The organism is Rhodoplanes elegans, assembly GCF_016653355.1.
GTDB lineage: Bacteria > Pseudomonadota > Alphaproteobacteria > Rhizobiales > Xanthobacteraceae > Rhodoplanes > Rhodoplanes elegans.
On sequence record NZ_NHSK01000094.1, the window covers coordinates 1 to 17,989 of the forward strand.

The 17,989-nt window shown below is 69.1% G+C and carries 16 protein-coding genes and 1 tRNA gene; 7 read left to right on the forward strand and 10 right to left on the reverse strand.

From position 1 onward, the window contains the following. Positions 1 to 293: 293 nt before the first annotated feature. A tRNA-Arg gene (locus tag CCR97_RS12585) sits at positions 294 to 370 on the forward strand. Between the two features lie 65 nt (positions 371 to 435). Here CCR97_RS12585 and CCR97_RS12590 read toward each other — a convergent pair. Beyond that, complete coding sequence (locus tag CCR97_RS12590) at positions 436 to 1,491, reverse strand: maleylacetate reductase (RefSeq protein WP_111357361.1); 1,056 nt, start codon at positions 1,489 to 1,491, stop codon at positions 436 to 438. A gap of 146 nt (positions 1,492 to 1,637) precedes the next feature. After that, positions 1,638 to 2,468: an IclR family transcriptional regulator domain-containing protein gene (locus CCR97_RS12595; RefSeq protein WP_111357360.1), complete on the reverse strand. Its 831-nt coding sequence runs from the start codon at positions 2,466 to 2,468 to the stop codon at positions 1,638 to 1,640. 303 nt (positions 2,469 to 2,771) lie between these two features. Between CCR97_RS12595 and CCR97_RS12600 the strand changes: the two genes are divergently transcribed. From CCR97_RS12600 to CCR97_RS12615, 4 genes are all read left to right on the forward strand, one after another. Further along, entirely contained in the window at positions 2,772 to 3,476 is a 705-nt protein-coding gene (locus tag CCR97_RS12600) for a 3-oxoacid CoA-transferase subunit A (protein ID WP_111357359.1), read from the forward strand. Between the two features lie 22 nt (positions 3,477 to 3,498). After that, positions 3,499 to 4,152: a 3-oxoacid CoA-transferase subunit B gene (locus CCR97_RS12605; RefSeq protein ID WP_111357358.1), complete on the forward strand. Its 654-nt coding sequence runs from the start codon at positions 3,499 to 3,501 to the stop codon at positions 4,150 to 4,152. An 18-nt stretch (positions 4,153 to 4,170) separates the two neighbouring features. Continuing rightward, positions 4,171 to 5,376, forward strand: a complete 1,206-nt coding sequence (gene pcaF, locus CCR97_RS12610) for a 3-oxoadipyl-CoA thiolase (protein ID WP_111357357.1) — start codon at positions 4,171 to 4,173, stop codon at positions 5,374 to 5,376. 130 nt (positions 5,377 to 5,506) lie between these two features. After that, a complete protein-coding gene (locus tag CCR97_RS12615; protein WP_170145834.1) occupies positions 5,507 to 6,841 on the forward strand; it encodes an MFS transporter in 1,335 nt (444 codons plus the stop codon). A gap of 134 nt (positions 6,842 to 6,975) precedes the next feature. On the opposite strand, the gene CCR97_RS12620 is transcribed toward CCR97_RS12615, so the two are convergent. The 5 genes from CCR97_RS12620 to CCR97_RS12640 form a co-directional block, all read right to left on the reverse strand. Next, complete coding sequence (locus tag CCR97_RS12620; RefSeq protein WP_170145833.1) at positions 6,976 to 7,755, reverse strand: DNA-binding transcriptional regulator; 780 nt, start codon at positions 7,753 to 7,755, stop codon at positions 6,976 to 6,978. A 58-nt stretch (positions 7,756 to 7,813) separates the two neighbouring features. Next, positions 7,814 to 8,824, reverse strand: a complete 1,011-nt coding sequence (locus tag CCR97_RS12625) for an NAD(P)H-quinone oxidoreductase (protein ID WP_111357354.1) — start codon at positions 8,822 to 8,824, stop codon at positions 7,814 to 7,816. Between the two features lie 74 nt (positions 8,825 to 8,898). After that, positions 8,899 to 9,735: a cupin domain-containing protein gene (locus CCR97_RS12630; protein ID WP_170145832.1), complete on the reverse strand. Its 837-nt coding sequence runs from the start codon at positions 9,733 to 9,735 to the stop codon at positions 8,899 to 8,901. Between the two features lie 41 nt (positions 9,736 to 9,776). Next, on the reverse strand, positions 9,777 to 10,571 hold the full coding sequence (locus tag CCR97_RS12635) for an HpcH/HpaI aldolase family protein (protein WP_111357353.1): 795 nt from the start codon (positions 10,569 to 10,571) through the stop codon (positions 9,777 to 9,779). A 20-nt stretch (positions 10,572 to 10,591) separates the two neighbouring features. Next, positions 10,592 to 11,533: a DUF6282 family protein gene (locus CCR97_RS12640; protein WP_111357352.1), complete on the reverse strand. Its 942-nt coding sequence runs from the start codon at positions 11,531 to 11,533 to the stop codon at positions 10,592 to 10,594. Between the two features lie 220 nt (positions 11,534 to 11,753). On the opposite strand from CCR97_RS12640, the gene CCR97_RS12645 reads away from it, so the two are divergent. Both CCR97_RS12645 and CCR97_RS12650 read left to right on the forward strand, forming a co-directional pair. Further along, on the forward strand, positions 11,754 to 12,731 hold the full coding sequence (locus tag CCR97_RS12645; protein ID WP_111357351.1) for a Bug family tripartite tricarboxylate transporter substrate binding protein: 978 nt from the start codon (positions 11,754 to 11,756) through the stop codon (positions 12,729 to 12,731). Positions 12,732 to 12,936: 205 nt separating this feature from the next. Beyond that, positions 12,937 to 13,920: an amidohydrolase family protein gene (locus CCR97_RS12650; RefSeq protein WP_244670411.1), complete on the forward strand. Its 984-nt coding sequence runs from the start codon at positions 12,937 to 12,939 to the stop codon at positions 13,918 to 13,920. 220 nt (positions 13,921 to 14,140) lie between these two features. On the opposite strand, the gene CCR97_RS12655 is transcribed toward CCR97_RS12650, so the two are convergent. From CCR97_RS12655 to CCR97_RS12665, 3 genes are all read right to left on the reverse strand, one after another. Beyond that, entirely contained in the window at positions 14,141 to 14,770 is a 630-nt protein-coding gene (locus CCR97_RS12655; RefSeq protein WP_111358589.1) for a fumarate hydratase C-terminal domain-containing protein, read from the reverse strand. Positions 14,771 to 14,787: 17 nt separating this feature from the next. Beyond that, positions 14,788 to 15,657 carry a fumarate hydratase gene (locus CCR97_RS12660; protein ID WP_201159532.1) on the reverse strand — a complete coding sequence of 290 codons (870 nt, stop codon included), beginning with the start codon at positions 15,655 to 15,657 and terminating at the stop codon, positions 14,788 to 14,790. 308 nt (positions 15,658 to 15,965) lie between these two features. After that, positions 15,966 to 17,333 carry a pyruvate carboxylase subunit B gene (locus CCR97_RS12665; protein WP_111358588.1) on the reverse strand — a complete coding sequence of 456 codons (1,368 nt, stop codon included), beginning with the start codon at positions 17,331 to 17,333 and terminating at the stop codon, positions 15,966 to 15,968. Positions 17,334 to 17,989 lie beyond the last annotated feature (656 nt).

Sequence of the window (17,989 nt, forward strand, 5' to 3'; positions counted from 1 at the left end):
CCTAGAGGGGCTCGGCGACGGCGGGGGACGGGCGGAGCGCCGGGAGCATCGCGAGCGCCATCAGGGCGGCCGTCGCAGCCCGGGCCGACCGTCGTGGCCGTGGACGAGGCAGTGACACGCGCGCGTGCTCCGTGAAAGGGGGCGACCCGGCGCAGCAGGGTGCGGTTTGACCGCGCGTCTCGGCTCCGCGTCTCAGCCTCGCACCGCCGTCCGCCGCGCCCCTCTAGGACGCATCGCCACGCCGCATCCGGCAGGATGCACACCGCCTGCGATTATGCTAGTCGGGGGCCGTCGGTCCCGTAGCTCAGCCGGATAGAGCAGCGGTTTCCTAAACCGAAGGTCACAGGTTCGAGTCCTGTCGGGACCGCCATCGACATCGAATGCCCATGCCATCAATGTAGCCGGCAGCTGCGGCGGCCCGCCGGACGGCTCACGTCATTCGGGTGGCGCGCCGGCATGGGCGCGGGTGATCAGCGCCTCGATGGCGGCGCGCTCGAGCGGCCGCGGGTTGGGATAGGGCCGCGCCAGCGCCCGCTCGGCTGCGAGCGCGATGCCGCTCTCCGGCATGCCGAGATCGGCGAGCGCCCGCTTCGCCCCGACGGCACCGGCCAAATCCCACAGCGCCCGCGCCGGGTCGTCGCCGAGCACGCCGGCGAGCCGCGCCATCGCCTCCGGAACGGCCGGCGCGTTGTAGGCGAGCGCATGCGGCAGCACCGCCGTGTGGGTCTCCGCGTGCGGCAGGTCGAAGCTGCCGCCGAGGGTGTGGCAGAGCTTGTGATGCAGGGCCATGCTCACCGATCCGAGGCAGACGCCGGAGAGCCACGCGCCATAGAGCGCGTCGGTGCGGGCGGCGACGTCGCCGGGATCCCGCACGATGGCGGGCAGCGCGCGCGTCAGCGCGGCGATCGCCTCGATCGCCATCAGCGTGATGATCGGATTGCGATCGGGCGCGTAGAGCGCCTCGACCGCATGGGCGATGGCGTTGATGCCGCTGGTGCCGGACAGCGCCGGCGGCAGCCCGAGCGTCAGATCGACGTCGTAGACGACCACCTCGGGCCGCACCGCCTCGGTCGACTGCGTGACCTTCTGGCCGTCCTTGGTCTCGCCGAGGATCGGGCTCATCTCCGAACCGGCATAGGTGGTCGGCACGACGATCTGGGGCAGGTCGGTGCGCAGCGCGATCGCCTTGCCGAGCCCGGTCACCGAGCCGCCGCCGATCGCCACGACGCCGTCCGCGCCGGTCTCCGCGACCAGCCGCATCGCCGTCTCGGTGACGGCCACCGGCGTGTGCATGACGGCGCCGGGAAAGATCCCGGCGGCGCGCCCCCCGAGCGCCGCCGCCACCGCGTCCGCCGTCGCGGCACTCGACCGCGTGGTGACGATCAGGACGCGCGACAGCGCCAGCCGCTCGACCTCGTCCGGAACCGCGGCGACGGTGCCGCGGCCGAACACCACCCGCACCGGGTGGGATGTGTAGACGAACCGGTTCATTGCTGAGTCTCTGGATGCAGGTCGAGGATCATGGACGTCGTCGTGCATGGTCGACGCGGCGAGGGGGCTGCGGCGGCTCGGCGGGACGATCAGGAATGTCCTGATCACTGCGGAGCCTGCGCCGTCCCAGACCGACGCCGAGCCGATCAGCCGGCGCAGAGCGACAGCTCGGCGGCGGCCTCGCGCAGCAGCGGCAGGATCGTCTCGACCATGTCGGTCACCGACAAGCGGGACGCGTGGGCGCCGACGTTCAGGGCCGCGGTGGCGGTGCCGTCCGGGGTCACGATCGGCACCGCGATCGAGCGCAGACCGAGCTCCAGCTCCTGGTCCATGATCGAGTAGCCGGACGCCCGCACCCGCAGGATCTCGGCGCGCAACGCCGCGACGTCGCGGATCGTGTGCGCCGTGAACGGATGGAAGACGACGCGGGCGAGACGCTCGTCGCGTTCGGCTTCCGGACGGTGGGCGAGCAGCACCCGGCCCATCGACGTGAACACGGCCGGCAGCCGGCTGCCGACGTGCAGGTCGATGGTCATGATGCGCGAGACCGAGGCGCGCGCCACGTAGACGATGTCGTCGCCGTCCAGGATGGCGAGCGAGTACGATTCCTGGAGCGTGTCGGCGATCCGCCGCAGCAGCGGCTGTGCCGCCCGGGCCAGCGGGATCGAGCCGAGATGGGCGTGGCCGAGCACCAGGATCCGGGGCCGCAGCACGTACTGCCGGCCGTCCTCCGTGTCGGCGAAGCCGAGCGCGCGCAGCGTGTAGAGGCAGCGCCGCACCGCGGCGCGCGGAATGCCCGTCTTCTGGCTGATCTGCGAAATGGTGACGGCGGCGCTCTCGCGCGAGAACGCCTGGATCACGGCGAGCCCGCGCACCAGCGAGGTCATGATGTTGGGGTCGCCCGGCACCGGCCCCTCGCCGGTCCGGTGTCCAGGCGGCTGCGCCTCGTCCGTGTGGTCGGACTCGATGTCCGTCATGGTCGGATCCTGTCGCGTCGACCCGCATCGCTGTGCCCAGGCTTGGGTCGCTTGGCCGACGAATCGACGCGCTGGTCGTTCGATAATCGCGCAACACCTAACCCCGGTTGGGCCGACCGACCAGTTCGGACTGTTTCGAGACGCTGAATTCTCCAGGTCCTGCGTGCATCCCGTACAGCGCCTCCCGTTTTCGCACATCCGTGCGATTACAGAACTTGACGCTACCCAGACTGAGGAGCACGGTTTGCGCGTTAATCGAACCGGTGTGCGAAATTACACACCGCGCCATCACGCGGAGTCCCCATGAACAAAATCTGTCCATCGCTGGAGGAGGCGGTGTCGGACGTGCCGGACGGCGCCTCGATCATGATCGGAGGGTTCGGCGACGCGGGCGTGCCGTTCGAGATGATCGACGCGCTGGTGGCGCAGGGCGCCAAGGCGCTGACCATCATCTCCAACAACGCCGGCACGGCCCAGGAGGGGATCGCCAAGCTGATCCATCTCGGCCGGGTGCGGAAGATCGTCTGCTCGTTCCCGCGCCAGGCGGACTCGAAGGCTTTCGACGAGCGCTACCTGTCCGGCGAGCTGACGCTCGATCTGGTGCCGCAAGGCAATCTGGCCGAGCGCATCCGCGCCGCCGGTGCCGGCATCGGCGCCTTCTTCACGCCGACCGCCTACGGGACGCTGCTCGCCGAGGGCAAGGAGACGCGCGAGATCAACGGCCGCCACTACGTGCTCGAGTACCCGATCTCGGCCGACTACGCCTTCATCAAGGCGTATCGCGGCGACGCGCTCGGCAATCTCGTCTACCGCAAGACCGCCCGCAACTTCGGGCCCGTGATGGCGACCGCCGCCAAGTGCACGATCGCCCAGGTCACCGAGGTGGTGCCGGTCGGCGCCCTCGATCCGGAGACCGTGGTGACGCCCGGCATCTTCGTGAAGCGCGTCGTCCAGGTCGGCCCCGCCGTCGGCGTGGCGGCCAACGCCAACGCTCCCGCGCGGCCCTGAGCGACATCGTCCGGAGACTTCCATGAGCCAGAATGTTCAACGCCTGAGCCGACGAGAGATCGCCGCCCGCGTCGCCGCCGACATCCCCGACGGGTCCTACGCCAATCTCGGCATCGGCGCGCCGACCGAGGTGGCCGACTGCCTGCCGGACGGCGTCACCATCATCCTCCACACCGAGAACGGCCTGCTCGGCATGGGCCCGAAGCCGCCGGCCGGCGAGGAGGACATCGACCTGATGAACGCCGGCAAGCAGTACGTCACCGCCCTGCCGGGCGCCTCCTACTTCCACCACGCCGACTCCTTCGCGATGATGCGCGGCGGCCATCTCGATTACTGCGTGCTCGGCGCCTACCAGGTGTCGGTCACGGGCGACCTCGCCAACTGGCACACCGGGGCCAAGGACGCGATCCCGGCGGTCGGCGGCGCCATGGATCTGGCGATCGGCGCCAAGTCCGTCTTCGTCATGATGGACCTGCTCACCAAGAAGGGCGTCTGCAAGCTGGTCGAGCGCTGCTCGAGCCCGCTCACCGGCGTCGCCTGCGTCCGGCGCGTCTACACCGACCACGCCACCTTCGACATCACGCCGGCCGGCGTGGTCGCCCACGATCTCGCCCCGGGCCTCGACCACGAGGCGCTGGAGTCCATCTGCGGCTTCAAGCTGCTGAAACGATCCTGATCCCCCGAGAAACCGACCATGACCAGACATGCCGTGATCTGCGATGCCGTGCGGACGCCCTTCGGGCGTTACGGCGGCGCGCTCGCCAGCGTGCGGGCCGACGACCTCGCCGCGATCCCGATGAAGGCGCTGATGGCGCGCAACCCGGGGGTCGACTGGGCGGGGCTCGACGACGTCTTCTACGGGAACGTCAACCAGGCGGGCGAGGACAACCGCAATGTCGGCCGCATGGCGCTGCTCCTCGCCGGGCTTCCCGAGACGGTGCCGGGCGTCACGGTCAACCGGCTGTGCGCCTCCGGCATGGAGGCGATCGGCCAGGCGGCGCGCGCGATCGTCGGCGGCGAGATGGAGCTGGCGCTGGCCGGCGGCGTCGAGAGCATGACGCGCTCGCCCTTCGTGATGGGCAAGGCGGCGAGCGCCTTCGCCCGCGACGCCCAGCTCCAGGACACGACCATCGGCTGGCGCTTCGTCAATCCGGTGATGAAGACGATGTACGGCGTCGACTCGATGCCGGAGACGGCCGAGAACGTGGCCACCGACTTCCAGGTGTCGCGCGCCGACCAGGATCTGTTCGCGCTACGCAGCCAGGAGAAGACCGCCAAGGCGCAGGCGGACGGCGCGTTCGCCCAGGAGATCTGCCCGGTCGAGATCGCGCAGAAGAAGGGCGATCCGATCCGGGTCGATCGCGACGAGCATCCGCGTCCCACCACGCTCGAGACGCTCGCCAAGCTCAAGCCCGTCGTCCGGCCGGACGGCACCGTCACGGCCGGCAACGCCTCCGGCGTCAACGACGGCGCCTGCGCCCTGATCGTCGCCAGCGAGGAGGCGGCGAAGCGCCACGGCCTCACCCCGCGGGCCCGCATCGTCGGCATGGCGGCCGGCGGCGTCGCGCCCCGCATCATGGGCGTCGGCCCGGTCCCGGCCGTGAAGAAGCTGCTCACGCGGCTCGGCATCGGCCTCGACAAGATCGACCTGATCGAGCTGAACGAAGCCTTCGCGGCCCAGGGGCTCGCGGTGCTGCGCCAGCTCGGCATCGGCGACGACGATCCGCGCGTCAACCCGCAGGGCGGCGCCATCGCGCTCGGCCATCCGCTCGGCGCCAGCGGCGCCCGGCTGGTGACCACGGCGACCTGGCAGCTCCAGCGCTCCGGCGGCCGCTACGCGCTGTGCACGATGTGCATCGGCGTCGGCCAAGGTCTCGCGATGGTGATCGAACGCCTGTAACCCCGGCGCGCCGACCGGCGCTTCCGACCTCACCTTGATGTCCCCCGTCTCACCGCGAGGCCGCCAGGCCGCGACGCGAACGCCGGCAAGAACTCCGTTTCCCGACATCCGAAGGGCAGAGTTTCGTGCCATGACGTTCCTGAGAAAGTCGAACTACCGCTGGGTCATCCTTCTCGCCTGCATGCTGGTCTACTGCACGTCGCAGCTCGTGCGCTGGAACTACGCCAGCATCACGAAGTACCTGATGGACGACCTCCACATCGGCAAGCCGGAGCTGGGCCTGCTCGGCTCCGCCTTCTTCTACGCCTACGCGGTCGCCCAGATTCCCTGGGGCACGGCCGCCGACGTGTGGGGCAGCCGCCGGGTGATCCCGGTCGGCATCGGCATCCTGGCCCTGTTCCTGGCCGGCTTCGCCTTCAGCGGCACCTTCACCGAGGCGCTGTTCTGGCGCGCCGCGATGGGCGTCGTCGCCGCCGCCGGCTACGTGCCGATCACCTCGGCGCTGGCCAAGTGGTTTTCCATCAAGGAGCGCGGCTTCGCGATGGAGATGTACTCCGGCCCGGGCGGCGGCCTCGGCGAAGTGATGACCTTCCTGCTCATCCCGGTGTTCGCCGTGGTGCTGTCGCAGGGCGGCTTCTTCGGCCTCACCGGCTGGCGGGCCTCGACGGTCCTGATGGCCGTGGTCGTGTTCGTCATCGCCATGCTGGCCCTGCTGCTGCTGCGTGCCTCGCCGACCGACATGGGCCTGCCCTCGATCGAGAAGCAGGAGGACAAGGCCGAGCATCAGGAGCTCACCTACAAGCAGAGCCTCGGCGTCATCGCCAAGGATCCGGCCGTGTGGATCATGTCGCTCGTCTGGTCGGCCTACATGGTCGGCACCCGTCTGGTGCCCGGCTGGCTGCCGCTCTACGCCACCGACTTCTACATCCAGGAGCACGGGATGACCAAGGAGGCGGCCATCATCGCGGGCGGCGGCATGGCGTCCGTCTACGTGCTGGGCCGCGTGTTCGGCACGCCGGTCGCCGGATGGCTGTCCGACTGGCTGCTCAAGCGTGGCATTCCGCGCGCCGTGGTGATCGGCTCCGGCCTCCTGCTGATCGCCCTCACCTTCTTCCTGTTCACCCGGCACATCCCGAACACCATCGCGCTCGGGGCGCTGTCGTTCTTCGCCGGCGTCGTGATCAACATCTTCCCGCTGATCAACGCATCGGCGGCCGAGATCTGGTCGGTGCGGTCGGCCGGCTTCACCATGGGCATCATCAACATGGTGGGCCAGTTCTCCGGCGCCATCGCGCTGTCCGTCTCCGGCTTCATGGCGGCCAAGTACTCGGTCGCCGGCGGCGCCTTCTACACCGAGTTCCTCGGCATCTGGTATCTCGGCATCATCACCAGCATCCTCGGGGCCGTCGCGACCGTCTACATGGTCGTGCGCGAGCGCCGCGCCGTCCTGGCCAAGGTGGCCTGATCACGGACGATCACCGGGCGGGGCGCTTCGGCGCCCCGTCCTGTCTCGACCCATCCTCGTCTCTCCACCTCTCGCCGCTCCCACGCCGACCACCGCCCGCCTCACGCTGCCGACACCTCCCGGTGTCCTCCGGCTCACGTCATCTTCATCGCCGTGATGCTCTGCTCGACGCGCTGGACGATCTCCTTGAGGGGATGGACGATCTGGTCGAGGAGCTTGGCGCGGGGCACCGCCGACCGGAAATAGGTGATGCCGATGGTCGCGAGCACCCGCCCGTCCACCATGACCGGAATCGCGATGGTCGAGGACGAGAGCGGCTCGACGGTCGGATCGCGCTCGGCGAAGCCGCGTGCCCGGATGGACTTCACGAGGCCGCGCACGACGGCCTGCAAGTCGGGCGGGCGGTCTTCCGGGTGCGGCGAGCGTTCCAGCATGCGCACCAGGAGCTCGCGCTCCTCGCGCGGACAGAACCCCAGATACGCGCGCCCGAGCCCGCGCGACACCAGGCTCAACCGCATGTTGATGGTCGCGTGGAAGGGCGAGACCGGGCTGTCCGGAATGGTGCTGAAGCGGACGAAGACCGCGTCCTCGACCAGCACGGCGACCGACACCGGCCATTTGAGCCGCCGCGTCAGATCGATCGCCCACGGCCGGGCGGCTTCGATCACCATGGGCGATCCATGAAAGCCGCTCGACAGGGCGGTGACCTGCGAGGTCACCTGATAGCCGCCCAGGCGCCTGTCGCTGACCACGTATCCGTCGGCGATCAGGGTCTCGAGCAGTCGCACGATGGTGGGCTTCGGCAGCCCGGTGCGCTGGTGCAGGTCGGCAATCGTGGCGACGCGCTGGCGGTTGAGCTCGCTGAGGAGGAGAAAGGCGCGGCGGACCGACTGCACCGGCGGAAAGGACGGCATGTGTGGTGCCTCGGGTCGACCTGTGCGAAGCGGGTCCGCCTCGCGTCGCACGACTCTCCTATCCGGGACCCGCCTTGACAAGATCGGGCGCGACGACGAGCACCACCTTGCCGATCTGCTCGCCGGCTTCCAGCACGGCATGCGCGCGCGCCACCTCGGCGAGCGGGAAGGTTGCGTGGATCTGCGCGCGCACACGGCCCTCCTCGAGGAGGGGCCAGGCCTGCTCGACGAGCTCGCGGGCGATGCGGCCCTTGTAGGCGGGTGGTCGCGGCCGCAGGGTCGAGCCCGTCAGCGTGAGGCGCCGGCGCACGATGTTGCGCACGTTGACCTCGGCGGTGGCGCCCAGATGGCTGGCCAGCAGGACGACGCGGCCGTCCTCCGCCAACAGGCTCAGCTGCTTCTCGGTGTAGGGCCCGGCCTGGCCGTCGAGCACGACGTCGACGCCGCGTCCGCCGGTCAGCTCGCGCACCCGCGCGACCCAGTCCTCGCTCTTGTAGTCGATCGCCGCATCGGCCCCGATCTCGCGGCACACCCGGCATTTCTCGGCGCTGCCGGCGGTGGCGTAGACGGGCGAGTTCCGCAACTGCTTGGCGAGCTGGATCGCCGCCATGCCGACCCCGCTGGTGCCGCCCTGCACGAGCAGCGATTCACCTTCGCCGAGCCGGCCGAGCCAGATCACGTTGTTCCACGCGGTGAAGAACACCTCCGGCAGCGAGGCGGCCTTGACGAAGTCGAAGCCGCGCGGGATCGGCAGGCACTGCACGGCCGGAACCGTGCAGAACTCCGCATAGCCGCCGCCGTTGACGAGCGCACACACCGGCATGCCGACGACCGGCCAGACCACCTCCGGCGCGACCGCCTCGACGATCCCGGCGACGTCGAGGCCGAGGATCGGCGAGGCGTTCGCCGGCGGGGGGTATAGACCCTTGCGCTGCTGCACGTCCGGACGGTTGACGCCGGCGGCGGCGACGCGGATCAGCACCTCGCCGGGGCCGACCGTCGGCACCGGCCGGTCCACCAGCCGCATCTCCTCCGGCCCGCCCGGCGCCCGCACCTCGATGGACTTCATGAAACGGCCGCTCCGTTCGTCGTCTCGCCGCCGTTCCGGGATTCGAAACGGCTCGCCACGGGGGTGCCGTCGGCTCAGTTCGCCGCCGGCATCGGATAGTCGTCGGCATTGAGCACGAGGCCGGGCTTCCTGGAGAAGTCGAGCCGCGGCGGCGCGAAGATGTCGATCAGCCAGCACCGGCCGGGGCCGATGTTGTGGCTCGTGTGCACGACCTTGGCCGGGATGACGGTGACGGACGGGCTGCCGATCTCGACGTGCTCGTCGTCTTTCCACTCGGTCTGGTCGGGCGTCCACGGCCAGCGCAGATGATGCGCATACTCGCCCTCGAGCACCAGCGAGGCCTGCTCGAAATCCTCGTGCGAGTGCGGCGACAGCTTGCGCACGTCGCGCGGCGCGTCGCGCTTGGTCAGGAAGTTGACCATCAGGTTGGTGGACCGGAACAGCCGCATGTTGGTGTCCGGCCTGTCGTAGGAATAGGGCGCGTAGTTGCGCAGCTTGAAGCCGCCGGGCGGATCCGGCCACGGCGTCGGCGCCGCGACCTCCGGGGCGCCGTCCGCGTAGACGGCCGCATTCACGGCGAGCCGCATCAGGTCCTCGGCCCGGGCGGAGAAGATGCGCACCACGTGGCCGTCGCCCTTGGCGGTCACGACGCTCGCGCCCGGCGGCACGATGGTGAGCGTCTCGGCCTCGGCCTCGACGATGTCACGGCCGGCCTCGATGGTGGCGCCCGTGCCGGCGACAATCACCATGTGCTCGTCGGGATTGTCGAGGCGGGCGAGCACCGCCCCGGCCGTCACCTCGGCGACGGCGATCACGAAACTGGCGCCGCGGGTGATCCAGCTGCGGCTGCCCGGCTCGCTCAGTTGCGGGGCGGCGGTGGTCTCGGCGTAGGAGGCGGATCTCGGCTGCATCGTCGTTCTCTCGTGGAGCAGGTCTGTCGGCAGGGCGTTCGTCACGACGCCCGAGCGGGCGCCGCGAGTGCACCGATCTCGGCGAGCGCATCGGCGGCGGCACGGCGCATGAAGCCCTGGTCGGACGACACCACGAACATGCTCGCCCCGTACTCCTTGAGCCAGACCGCCTCGGCGCGGCCGCCGACGAACACGCCGACCGGCTTGCCGGCGGTGCGGGCGGCGCGCGCGATGCGGTCGACCGCATCGCGGACCTCCGGAGCGTCGTTCGATGTCGCACCCATCGCACAGGTGAGGTCGCCGCGGCCGATGAACAGGGCGTCGATGCCCTCCACGGCGGCGATGGCGTCGATCTCGTCGAGGGCTTCTGGATCCTCGATCTGCGCCACGACCGTGACCCCGGCGTCGGCCGCGCCGACATGGCTCCACATCTTGGCTCCGCCGTAGCCGGCCGAGCGCGGCGAGCCCGAATAGCCGCGCCTGCCGCCGCGGTAGCGGCAGAGCGCCGCCACCTCGCGCGCCTTGGCGGCGCTGGCGACGTGCGGCACCAGCACCCCGGTCGCGCCGCAGTCGAGCACCGAGAGCAGATTGGACGGCGTCGCCGCCGCCACCCGCACGAAGCCGGCGGTGCCGACCGCGCGCGCGGCCAGCAGCGCCGCGTCGATCGCGGCGCGGTCGAACGGCGCATGCTCCTCGTCGATGACGACGAAGTCGAAGCCGAGCGCACCGATGATCTCGGTCGCATGCACGGTCGGCGTCTTGATGAAGGTTCCGACCAGATGCCGACCGCCGATCAGGCGCTGGCGAAAGGTCATGGCTCCGCTGTCGGTCGTCATGATGCGATCGTCCGTTCGGATCAGGCGCCGGCCGCGGCGTTGGCGCCGAGCCCGGCGAGCCGCATGGCGTTGATCGACACCATCTGGCGCACCTGGTCGGCGCTGTAGCCGAGCGAGAGGCACAGGCGGATGATCTGCCGCATCCCGTCGAGCGGCGACGGGCAGTTGGTCTGGCCGAGATCGGTGCCGAAGAAGGTGTTGTCGACGCCGGCGGCATCGATCCACTCCTTCAGCTGCTCGGGCGTGAAGCACTTGAACCGCGTGTCGACGAACATGCAGGCGGAGTGCTCGATCATTACGCCGAGTTCAATCAGGCGCGCGAAGTCCTTGGTGACGGCGCCGACCGTGTAGGTCGGATGGTTGCACAGAAGGCGCTTGCAGCCCCGCTTCTTGGCCTCCTCGAACAAGACCCAGGCTTCGCTGATGTGCAGGTGCCCGCAGGACAGCACCGCATCGTACTCGGCGACGAGGTCGAGGATCGGCTTGATCTCGTCCTTCAATTCGCCGTGCTCGTCGACCGCCGACAGGGCCGTCGGCTTGCGCATCTCCGACTTGGCGACCAGGAGCTTCTTGTTGTGGCCTTCGCGGATGTGATTGGCCGCCGACACGGTCGGCATCCACACGATCTTGGTGCCGAGCTTGAGGGCGTGCTCGACCGCGTAGGCGTTGAAGCCGCCGAGCGCATTGTTGAGCACGATGCCGCCGAGCGGCTCGGTCTTTCCCGTTGCATGGCGGCCCCGGATCAATTCGACGATCGGTGCGGTCGGGTAATAATGGTCCTTGAACAGAACGGCGCGCATGCCGGCGGCCGAGGCCTGCTCGAGGGCTTCGATGTGGTCGACGAGGCGCGCCATCACGGACGGGCCGCTGTGGATGTGGAGATCGACGGCGCCCTGCAGAAGGGAGTCGACCTCCGCCTCGGTCGGCGAATGCGGCGCGGGGGTGGCGGTGGTCTGGCCCATGGGCGTTCCTCGATGTTGGTGCGGCGCCGTCCGGTCGGTGCCTCGATCTCGTGTCCGTACTTAGCGGCAAACCGCGGCCGCCGGGTCGTCAAATCCCGGCATTTCGTATCGCGAAATTCAACCAGAAAGCCGGCGGACCGGGAGTGCTCTCGATTAGGGTCGTTGCAGAACGGCCCGGCGGCCCACGACACGTCCGGCGGGAAATCGGAGGAGGAAAGCCATGCAGTCCCGAATGTCACGCCGGCAGGCCCTCACGGCAGCCCTGTGCGCTCTCGCGCTGCCGACCGTGGCGACAGCGCAGTCCTGGCCGTCGCGGCCGGTCACGCTCGTCGTTCCGTTCCCGGCCGGCGGGAATACCGACGTGCTGGGCCGCTCGGTCGCGGCGGCGCTCAGTGACAGGCTCGGCAAGCAGTTCATCGTCGACAATCGCGGCGGCGCCGGCGGCAATATCGGTGCAACGGCGGTCGCGAAGGGGGTGCCGGACGGGTACACGCTGCTGTTCTCGACGCCCGGCCCGGTCGCGCAGAACCGGCTGATGTACAAGACGATGCCGTTCGATCCCGACAAGGATCTGCAGCCGATCGTGCTGATCGCGAATTCTCCTCTGATGATCACGGCCAAGGCGAACTCGCCGTTCAAGACCCTCGAGCAGCTCGTCGCCTACGCCAAGGCGAATCCCAACAAGATCAACATCGGCGTTCCGGGCCAGGGCACGCTCGGCCACATCACCTCCGAGCTCCTGCAGAAGTCCGCCGACATCAAGCTCACCAACGTGCCGTATCGTGGCACGACGCCGATCGTCACCGATCTGCTCGGCGGTCAGATCGAGCTCGCGGTGGACTTCATGTCGAGCTATGTGCCGCTGGTGAAGGAGGGCAAGATCATCGCGCTCGCCACGACCGGCAGCAAGCGAAGCGAGTCGCTGCCCGACGTGCCGACCATCAGCGAGACGGGGGTCGCCAAGTTCGAGGCCTCGGCCTGGTATTCGCTGTTGGCGCCGACCGGCACGCCCCCCGAGGTCATCGAGAAGGTGAACGCCGCCGTCAACGAGTGGCTCAAGACCGAGAAATCCGCGGAGGTGCTCGCCAACATGTCGATGCAGGCGAACGGCGGCACTCCGGAGGACCTCAAGGCCTACATCGCCTCCGAGGTCGCCAAATGGGGCCCGGTCATCAAGGCGGCCAACATCCAGTTCTGAGCGCAGGCGGTCTCCCCGACCGCCCGCTCACGACTCGTCGTCGATGAAGCAAGGCTTGCGCCGGTCGTCGTCGCGGTGGCGATCGCCGTGACCACGGAAGACTCCCGCCGAGATCCGCCGATGACCGCAGCCCCGCGGCGGCCGTCGGCGACGCAACAGCCGAGACGTCCCGGAACCCATCCTTCATCAGGTCGCGGAGAGTGTCATGATCACGCGTCGAACCACCCTTGCGTCGTTCGCGAGCTGGACGGTCGCCATGTCCTCGCACTCGCTGTCCTCCGGCCGCGCCGCCGAGGGCCCGGTCGCCACCGCCAGGGCCCCCGCGGTGCGGGGTCCCGATCCGCACCCGCGGACGCCGGCGTTCCGATTGCCGGCCGGCACGGTCGACACGCACATGCACATCTTCGGGCCGATCTCGAAGTATCCGTATGCGGACGCTCGCTCCTACACGCCGCCCGAGGCGCTGCTGACGACCTACCAGGCGCTGCAGCGGACGCTCGGCGTGCAGCGCGCCGTCTTGGTCAATGCCACCGTCCATGGCACCGACAACACCATCGTGGCCGACGCCATCGCCACCGATCCGAAGACCTATCGCGGTGTCGCCGCCATCGACGACTCGCTGACCGACAAGCAGATCGAGGCACTGGACAAGGCCGGCTTCAAGGGCTGCCGATTCACCTTCGTCAGCCGGCTGCGCAACGCCCCCGACACGCGCGTGTTCGATCGCGTCGTCGACCAGATCAAAGGGCTCGGATGGCACGTCGACCTCTATATCGAGCCCGACAAGGTCGAAACCTTGCTGCCGATGCTGCGCAAGTTGCCGCTGCGCTACGTCATCGACCACATGGGCGACGTCAAGGCCGCGGCCGGCATCGAGCAGCCCGGCTTCAAGGCCCTGGTCGAACTCCTCCGGTCGGACGAAAAGTGCTGGATGAAGGTCACCTGCCCGGAGCGGGTCGCGGCCGCGGGCGCACCGTTCGACGACGTGGTCCCGTTCGCCCGCAAGCTGGTCGAGGCGGCGCCCGACCGGGTGCTGTGGGGCACCGACTGGCCGCACCCGAACGTGAAGTTCATGCCCAACGACGGTGATCTCGTCGATCTCGTTCCGCGTTACGCGCCGGACCCGGTACTGCAGCGCAAGCTGCTGGTCGAGAATCCGCAGACGCTGTACGGCTTCGATCCCGTCTGACCCCGATCGACCGTCGCCCCGCCGGGGCGACGGTCCCGGCGGACCGGGGACGGTCCCGCCGACCCGGGATGGTCCTCGAACCAGGCGCCGCGCCGCCGCGCGCAAGCCGTGCGCGGCGATCGGTCGTCGGTGGCCATTGGGAAACGGCCATGAGGGCGGTGCTTTCGCCCGAGGCCGTGCCGTTGATCTTGCTCGCGAGCCGCGAGCCGAGGCGCCTCGCCTAAGCGCGCGCCCGTCCCGCCTTGAGCCGATCGAGGATGCCCGGCAGGCGTTCCTTCGCGGTCTGCGACAGGTCGGCGTAGAGGCTGTTGCCGTGCGCATCGATCGCGACCGTCAGCGGGCCGAAGCCGTCGAGCCGCACGCGGGTCAGGCGAAACTGCATGATCAGGTCGTCCCACGCCGTCTCGATCACCTCGGCGACGCCCTCGCTCAGGAGCGCCGACGCGCCGCCGATCATCGAGAAGTAGACGCAGCCGACCTCCTGCATCGCCTTGGCGCACGCCATGTCGAGCCCGCCCTTGCCGCTGGTGGCGCAGAGCCCGTAGGTCCGGATCAGCGTGGGCAAGTAGGCGTTGAAACGCGACGACGTGGTCGGATTGACGTAGAGCGGCTCGACGGCGTCCTCGGTCTCGCGACTGCAGATCGACAGGTGGAAGAAGGCCTGTCCGGTGAGATCGAACGGCAGGGGCTTGCCTTCGGCGATGTGCGTCATCATGCGCTGGTGAGTCGGCATGCCGATGGTCACGATCGCCTCGCCGTCGAGCAGGACGACATCGCCGAGGGCGAGCGCGCGGGCCTCGGCGCGCGACAGCGGCAGCTTGAGGCGCGGCAGGTCGAGAGAAGCGGCCATGGGCGTCACGCGTTGCGTCATTCGTAGCGCACCACGTCGCCCGAATTGTAGATGCGGGCGCGGGTGCGGCGGTTGATCCAGCAATTGAAGCAGACGGCGACCGGCGTGTAGCCGTGCCCCGAGGCGTAGTCGATATGGACGGCGAGCGCCGTGGTGTCGCCGCCGGTTCCCATCGGCCCGAAGCCCGTCTCGTTGACGGCCGCGAGCAGGCGCTTCTCCATGTCGGCGAGGATCGGCTCCGGATTGATCTGGCCGAACGGACGCAACGTCGCCTTGGCGGCGAGCTTGGCGGCGATGTCGAAGGTGCCGCCGATGCCGACGCCGACGACGACCGGCGGGCAGTGCTGAGAGCCGGCCTTCAGCACGCAGCTCATGACGTATTCCTCGATCTGATCGAGGGTCGGCGACACGAAGGTCTCGATAGAGGCCCAGCGCCCGGTGCCCAGCGCCTTGGGCGAGCAGGTGATCTCGATGTAGTCGGCGCCGCTGACGAGGTCGTAGGACACGAGCGGCATGTCCTTGCCGGCGTAGCTGCGCTGGTTGGTGAGCGGATTGGTGACGAATTTCAGGATGGGCGGGTCGGCGGTCTCGCACAGATGGGCGAAGCCATCGACGATCGCCTGCTTGATGTCACCGTCGAAGCGGGCCGCCGTGCCGATCTTGACGTCGTAGGTCGGCACGCCGGCGTCGGTGCAGAGGTACTTTTCGCTGCGCTCGGCCGCCTCGGCGGCACCGAGCATGAAACGGAGCACCTTTCTGGCCGACTCGTTCCGCTCCGTCTCGCACGCCTGACGCAGCGCGTCCTTGGTGTCGTCCGGCACCTTGCGCAGCGACCATCCGTAGAGCTGCTCCGTGACCGTCTTCATCAGCTCGTAGGTGATGGCCACGCGTATCCGTCCCGGCGCTTGTCACGTGAGATGCAGCGCAGGACCCTGGAGCAATTCGGTCGACAGGTCCACCACGACGCCCAACTTTGCTACGGCATTTCGCAATGTGAAACGGGACCCGCGAGCTCTCGCCATCGGCGGCTCGTCGGATCGCCGCCGCGCTCGCCGAGGTCGATCTCGCCGGGCTCACCCTCCTCGTCGCGCGCTCGGCGAGGCGTCCTGACGCCGATGCACGAGACCTCCAGGTCGCCAATGCAAAAGAGCCCCCCGGCCGGGGCTGGGGCCGGGGCCGGCGGCGCCGGCTCGCCTCACTCCGCCGCGAGCTCGGGGCCGCGGTTGGCGGCGAAGAACTTCAGCGCCACCTCGGGGAACAGCGCGAAGGACAGCACGTCCTCCAGCGTCGCGTCCGGATAGCCCTTCTCGGCGAGCTTGCGCTTCAGGAGCTCCATCTGAGGCGCGATGTCGTCGGCCGGGCGATGCTCGATCATCTTCTGCCCCGCGATCACCTCCTTCATCACGTCCTGGATCGGCGCCGGGGTGCGGCCATAGGCGCCGCGCGCCAGATCCTTGATCTCCTGCGGCACCACCTTGTAGCGGCCGAGGATGACGTTGAAGGCGGCCATCGAGCCGACGATCTGGCTGGTCGGCGTAACGAGCGGCGGATAGCCGATCTCGGCGCGCACCCGCGGCAGCTCCTCGATCAGCTCCGGATACTTGTCGGCCTTGCCCTGCTGCTTGAGCTGGTTGAGGAAGTTCGACAGCATGCCACCCGGGATCTGGAAGGTCAGCACCTTGGTGTCGATGTCGATCGCGGTGTTGAGCTTGAAGGTGTCGGCCAGATCCTTCTTCACCTTCCGGAAGTGGTCGGCGATCGGATAGAGCTTCTCCTTGTCGATGCCGGTGTCGCGCTCGTGGCCTTCGAGGGCCGCGACCAGCGCTTCGGTGGCGGGCTGCGAGGTGCCGAGCGCGAACGGCGACAGCGCGCAGTCGACCACGTCGGCGCCGGCCTCCATGGCCTTCAGATAGGTCATCGACGCCATGCCGCTGGTGTAGTGGCAGTGCACGTCGACCGGGACGCCGAGCTTCTCCTTGATGGTCTTCACGAGGTCGTAGGCCGTGTAGGGCGCGAGCAGCCCGGCCATGTCCTTCAGGCAGATCGAGTCGGTGCCGAGATCGACCAGATCCTTCGCGACCTTCAGGAAGTTCTCGGTCGTGTGATACGGGCTGATCGTGTAGACGATGGCGCCCTGCACGTGCGCGCCGGCCTTCTTGGCGGCCCGCATCGAGACTTCCAGGTTGCGGGTGTCGTTGAGCGCGTCGAAGATGCGCACCAGGCCGATGCCGTTGTCGACCATCCGCTGCACGAAGGTCTCGACCACGTCGTCGGCGTAGTGGTTGTAGCCGAGCACGTTCTGGCCGCGCAGCAGCATCGAGATCGGCGTCTTCTTGATGTACTTCTTGAGCGTGCGCAGGCGCTCCCACGGATCCTCGTCGAGGAAGCGCAGGCAGGCGTCGAAGGTGGCGCCGCCCCAGGCCTCGAGCGCGAAGTAGCCGATCTCGTCGAGCTGCTCGAGCATCGGAATCATGTCCGACGTGCGCATGCGGGTCGCGGCGAGCGACTGGTGTCCGTCGCGCAGGACAGTTTCGACGATCTTCAGAGGCTTCTTGGTCGTCACGAGGCGCTCCCGCGTTTCTCAGGGCCGTCACGAGCCGTCACGAGCGAGCCGCGGCGTGTCACGTCGCGCAATGCGACGGCGCGGCGGCGCGGATCCCGATCCCGGTCTCGGCGCGAGTTAATAACGCGGGAACGCCGCGGCGCAATCCGTTCCGAGCGTGGTTCTGTCATGAAACGCGATTTTTGCAGTGCGGCTACGGGCTTCCGCGAACAGGGGAAATGCTGAGACGGAGGCGCTTGTCGCTCACGCCGAGACGGCATCGTGTCGCATGCTGGAACGCGAATGTGAATTCCGCCGGCATGCCATGTGCCGTCACGGCTCCGAGTCGTGGACCAAAGTCATGGGTCGACCTCGTGGCGGCATGTCGGGGTGGCGACTCGGCGAAGCGGGTGCGCAAAGGCGCGGCCCGATCGAGCGGTGCGGGTCACCAGGCGCGGGACGCCCGCCGGGGCCCCATCCCGGGGCCGCCGTGGCAGGGGACTCGTGGGCGACCGCTGGCGGGCCGCCCATCGGGGTGCGCTGCTTGCGGCCAACGCCCGCCGGAAGCGTCACGGGACGGTGCGTGCCCTGGACGGGCCGGGGCCGGCCGATGCCCCCGACCGGTTCGGCGCCGAGCGGACGATTCCGGTCCGCCGGCGCTCCGTCCCGCGATCGAT

Bases quoted from the DNA above. Each gene is read 5' to 3' on its own strand.
- CCR97_RS12630 (WP_170145832.1), bottom strand. From the start codon at position 9,735: ATGCAGCCGAGATCCGCCTCCTACGCCGAGACCACCGCCGCCCCGCAA.
- CCR97_RS12640 (WP_111357352.1), bottom strand. From the start codon at position 11,533: ATGGGCCAGACCACCGCCACCCCCGCGCCGCATTCGCCGACCGAGGCG.
- CCR97_RS12650 (WP_244670411.1), top strand. From the start codon at position 12,937: ATGATCACGCGTCGAACCACCCTTGCGTCGTTCGCGAGCTGGACGGTC.
- CCR97_RS12605 (WP_111357358.1), top strand. From the start codon at position 3,499: ATGAGCCAGAATGTTCAACGCCTGAGCCGACGAGAGATCGCCGCCCGC.
- CCR97_RS12655 (WP_111358589.1), bottom strand. From the start codon at position 14,770: ATGGCCGCTTCTCTCGACCTGCCGCGCCTCAAGCTGCCGCTGTCGCGC.
- CCR97_RS12590 (WP_111357361.1), bottom strand. From the start codon at position 1,491: ATGAACCGGTTCGTCTACACATCCCACCCGGTGCGGGTGGTGTTCGGC.
- pcaF (WP_111357357.1), top strand. From the start codon at position 4,171: ATGACCAGACATGCCGTGATCTGCGATGCCGTGCGGACGCCCTTCGGG.
- CCR97_RS12620 (WP_170145833.1), bottom strand. From the start codon at position 7,755: ATGCCGTCCTTTCCGCCGGTGCAGTCGGTCCGCCGCGCCTTTCTCCTC.
- CCR97_RS12600 (WP_111357359.1), top strand. From the start codon at position 2,772: ATGAACAAAATCTGTCCATCGCTGGAGGAGGCGGTGTCGGACGTGCCG.
- CCR97_RS12595 (WP_111357360.1), bottom strand. From the start codon at position 2,468: ATGACGGACATCGAGTCCGACCACACGGACGAGGCGCAGCCGCCTGGA.
- CCR97_RS12645 (WP_111357351.1), top strand. From the start codon at position 11,754: ATGCAGTCCCGAATGTCACGCCGGCAGGCCCTCACGGCAGCCCTGTGC.
- CCR97_RS12625 (WP_111357354.1), bottom strand. From the start codon at position 8,824: ATGAAGTCCATCGAGGTGCGGGCGCCGGGCGGGCCGGAGGAGATGCGG.
- CCR97_RS12615 (WP_170145834.1), top strand. From the start codon at position 5,507: ATGACGTTCCTGAGAAAGTCGAACTACCGCTGGGTCATCCTTCTCGCC.
- CCR97_RS12635 (WP_111357353.1), bottom strand. From the start codon at position 10,571: ATGACGACCGACAGCGGAGCCATGACCTTTCGCCAGCGCCTGATCGGC.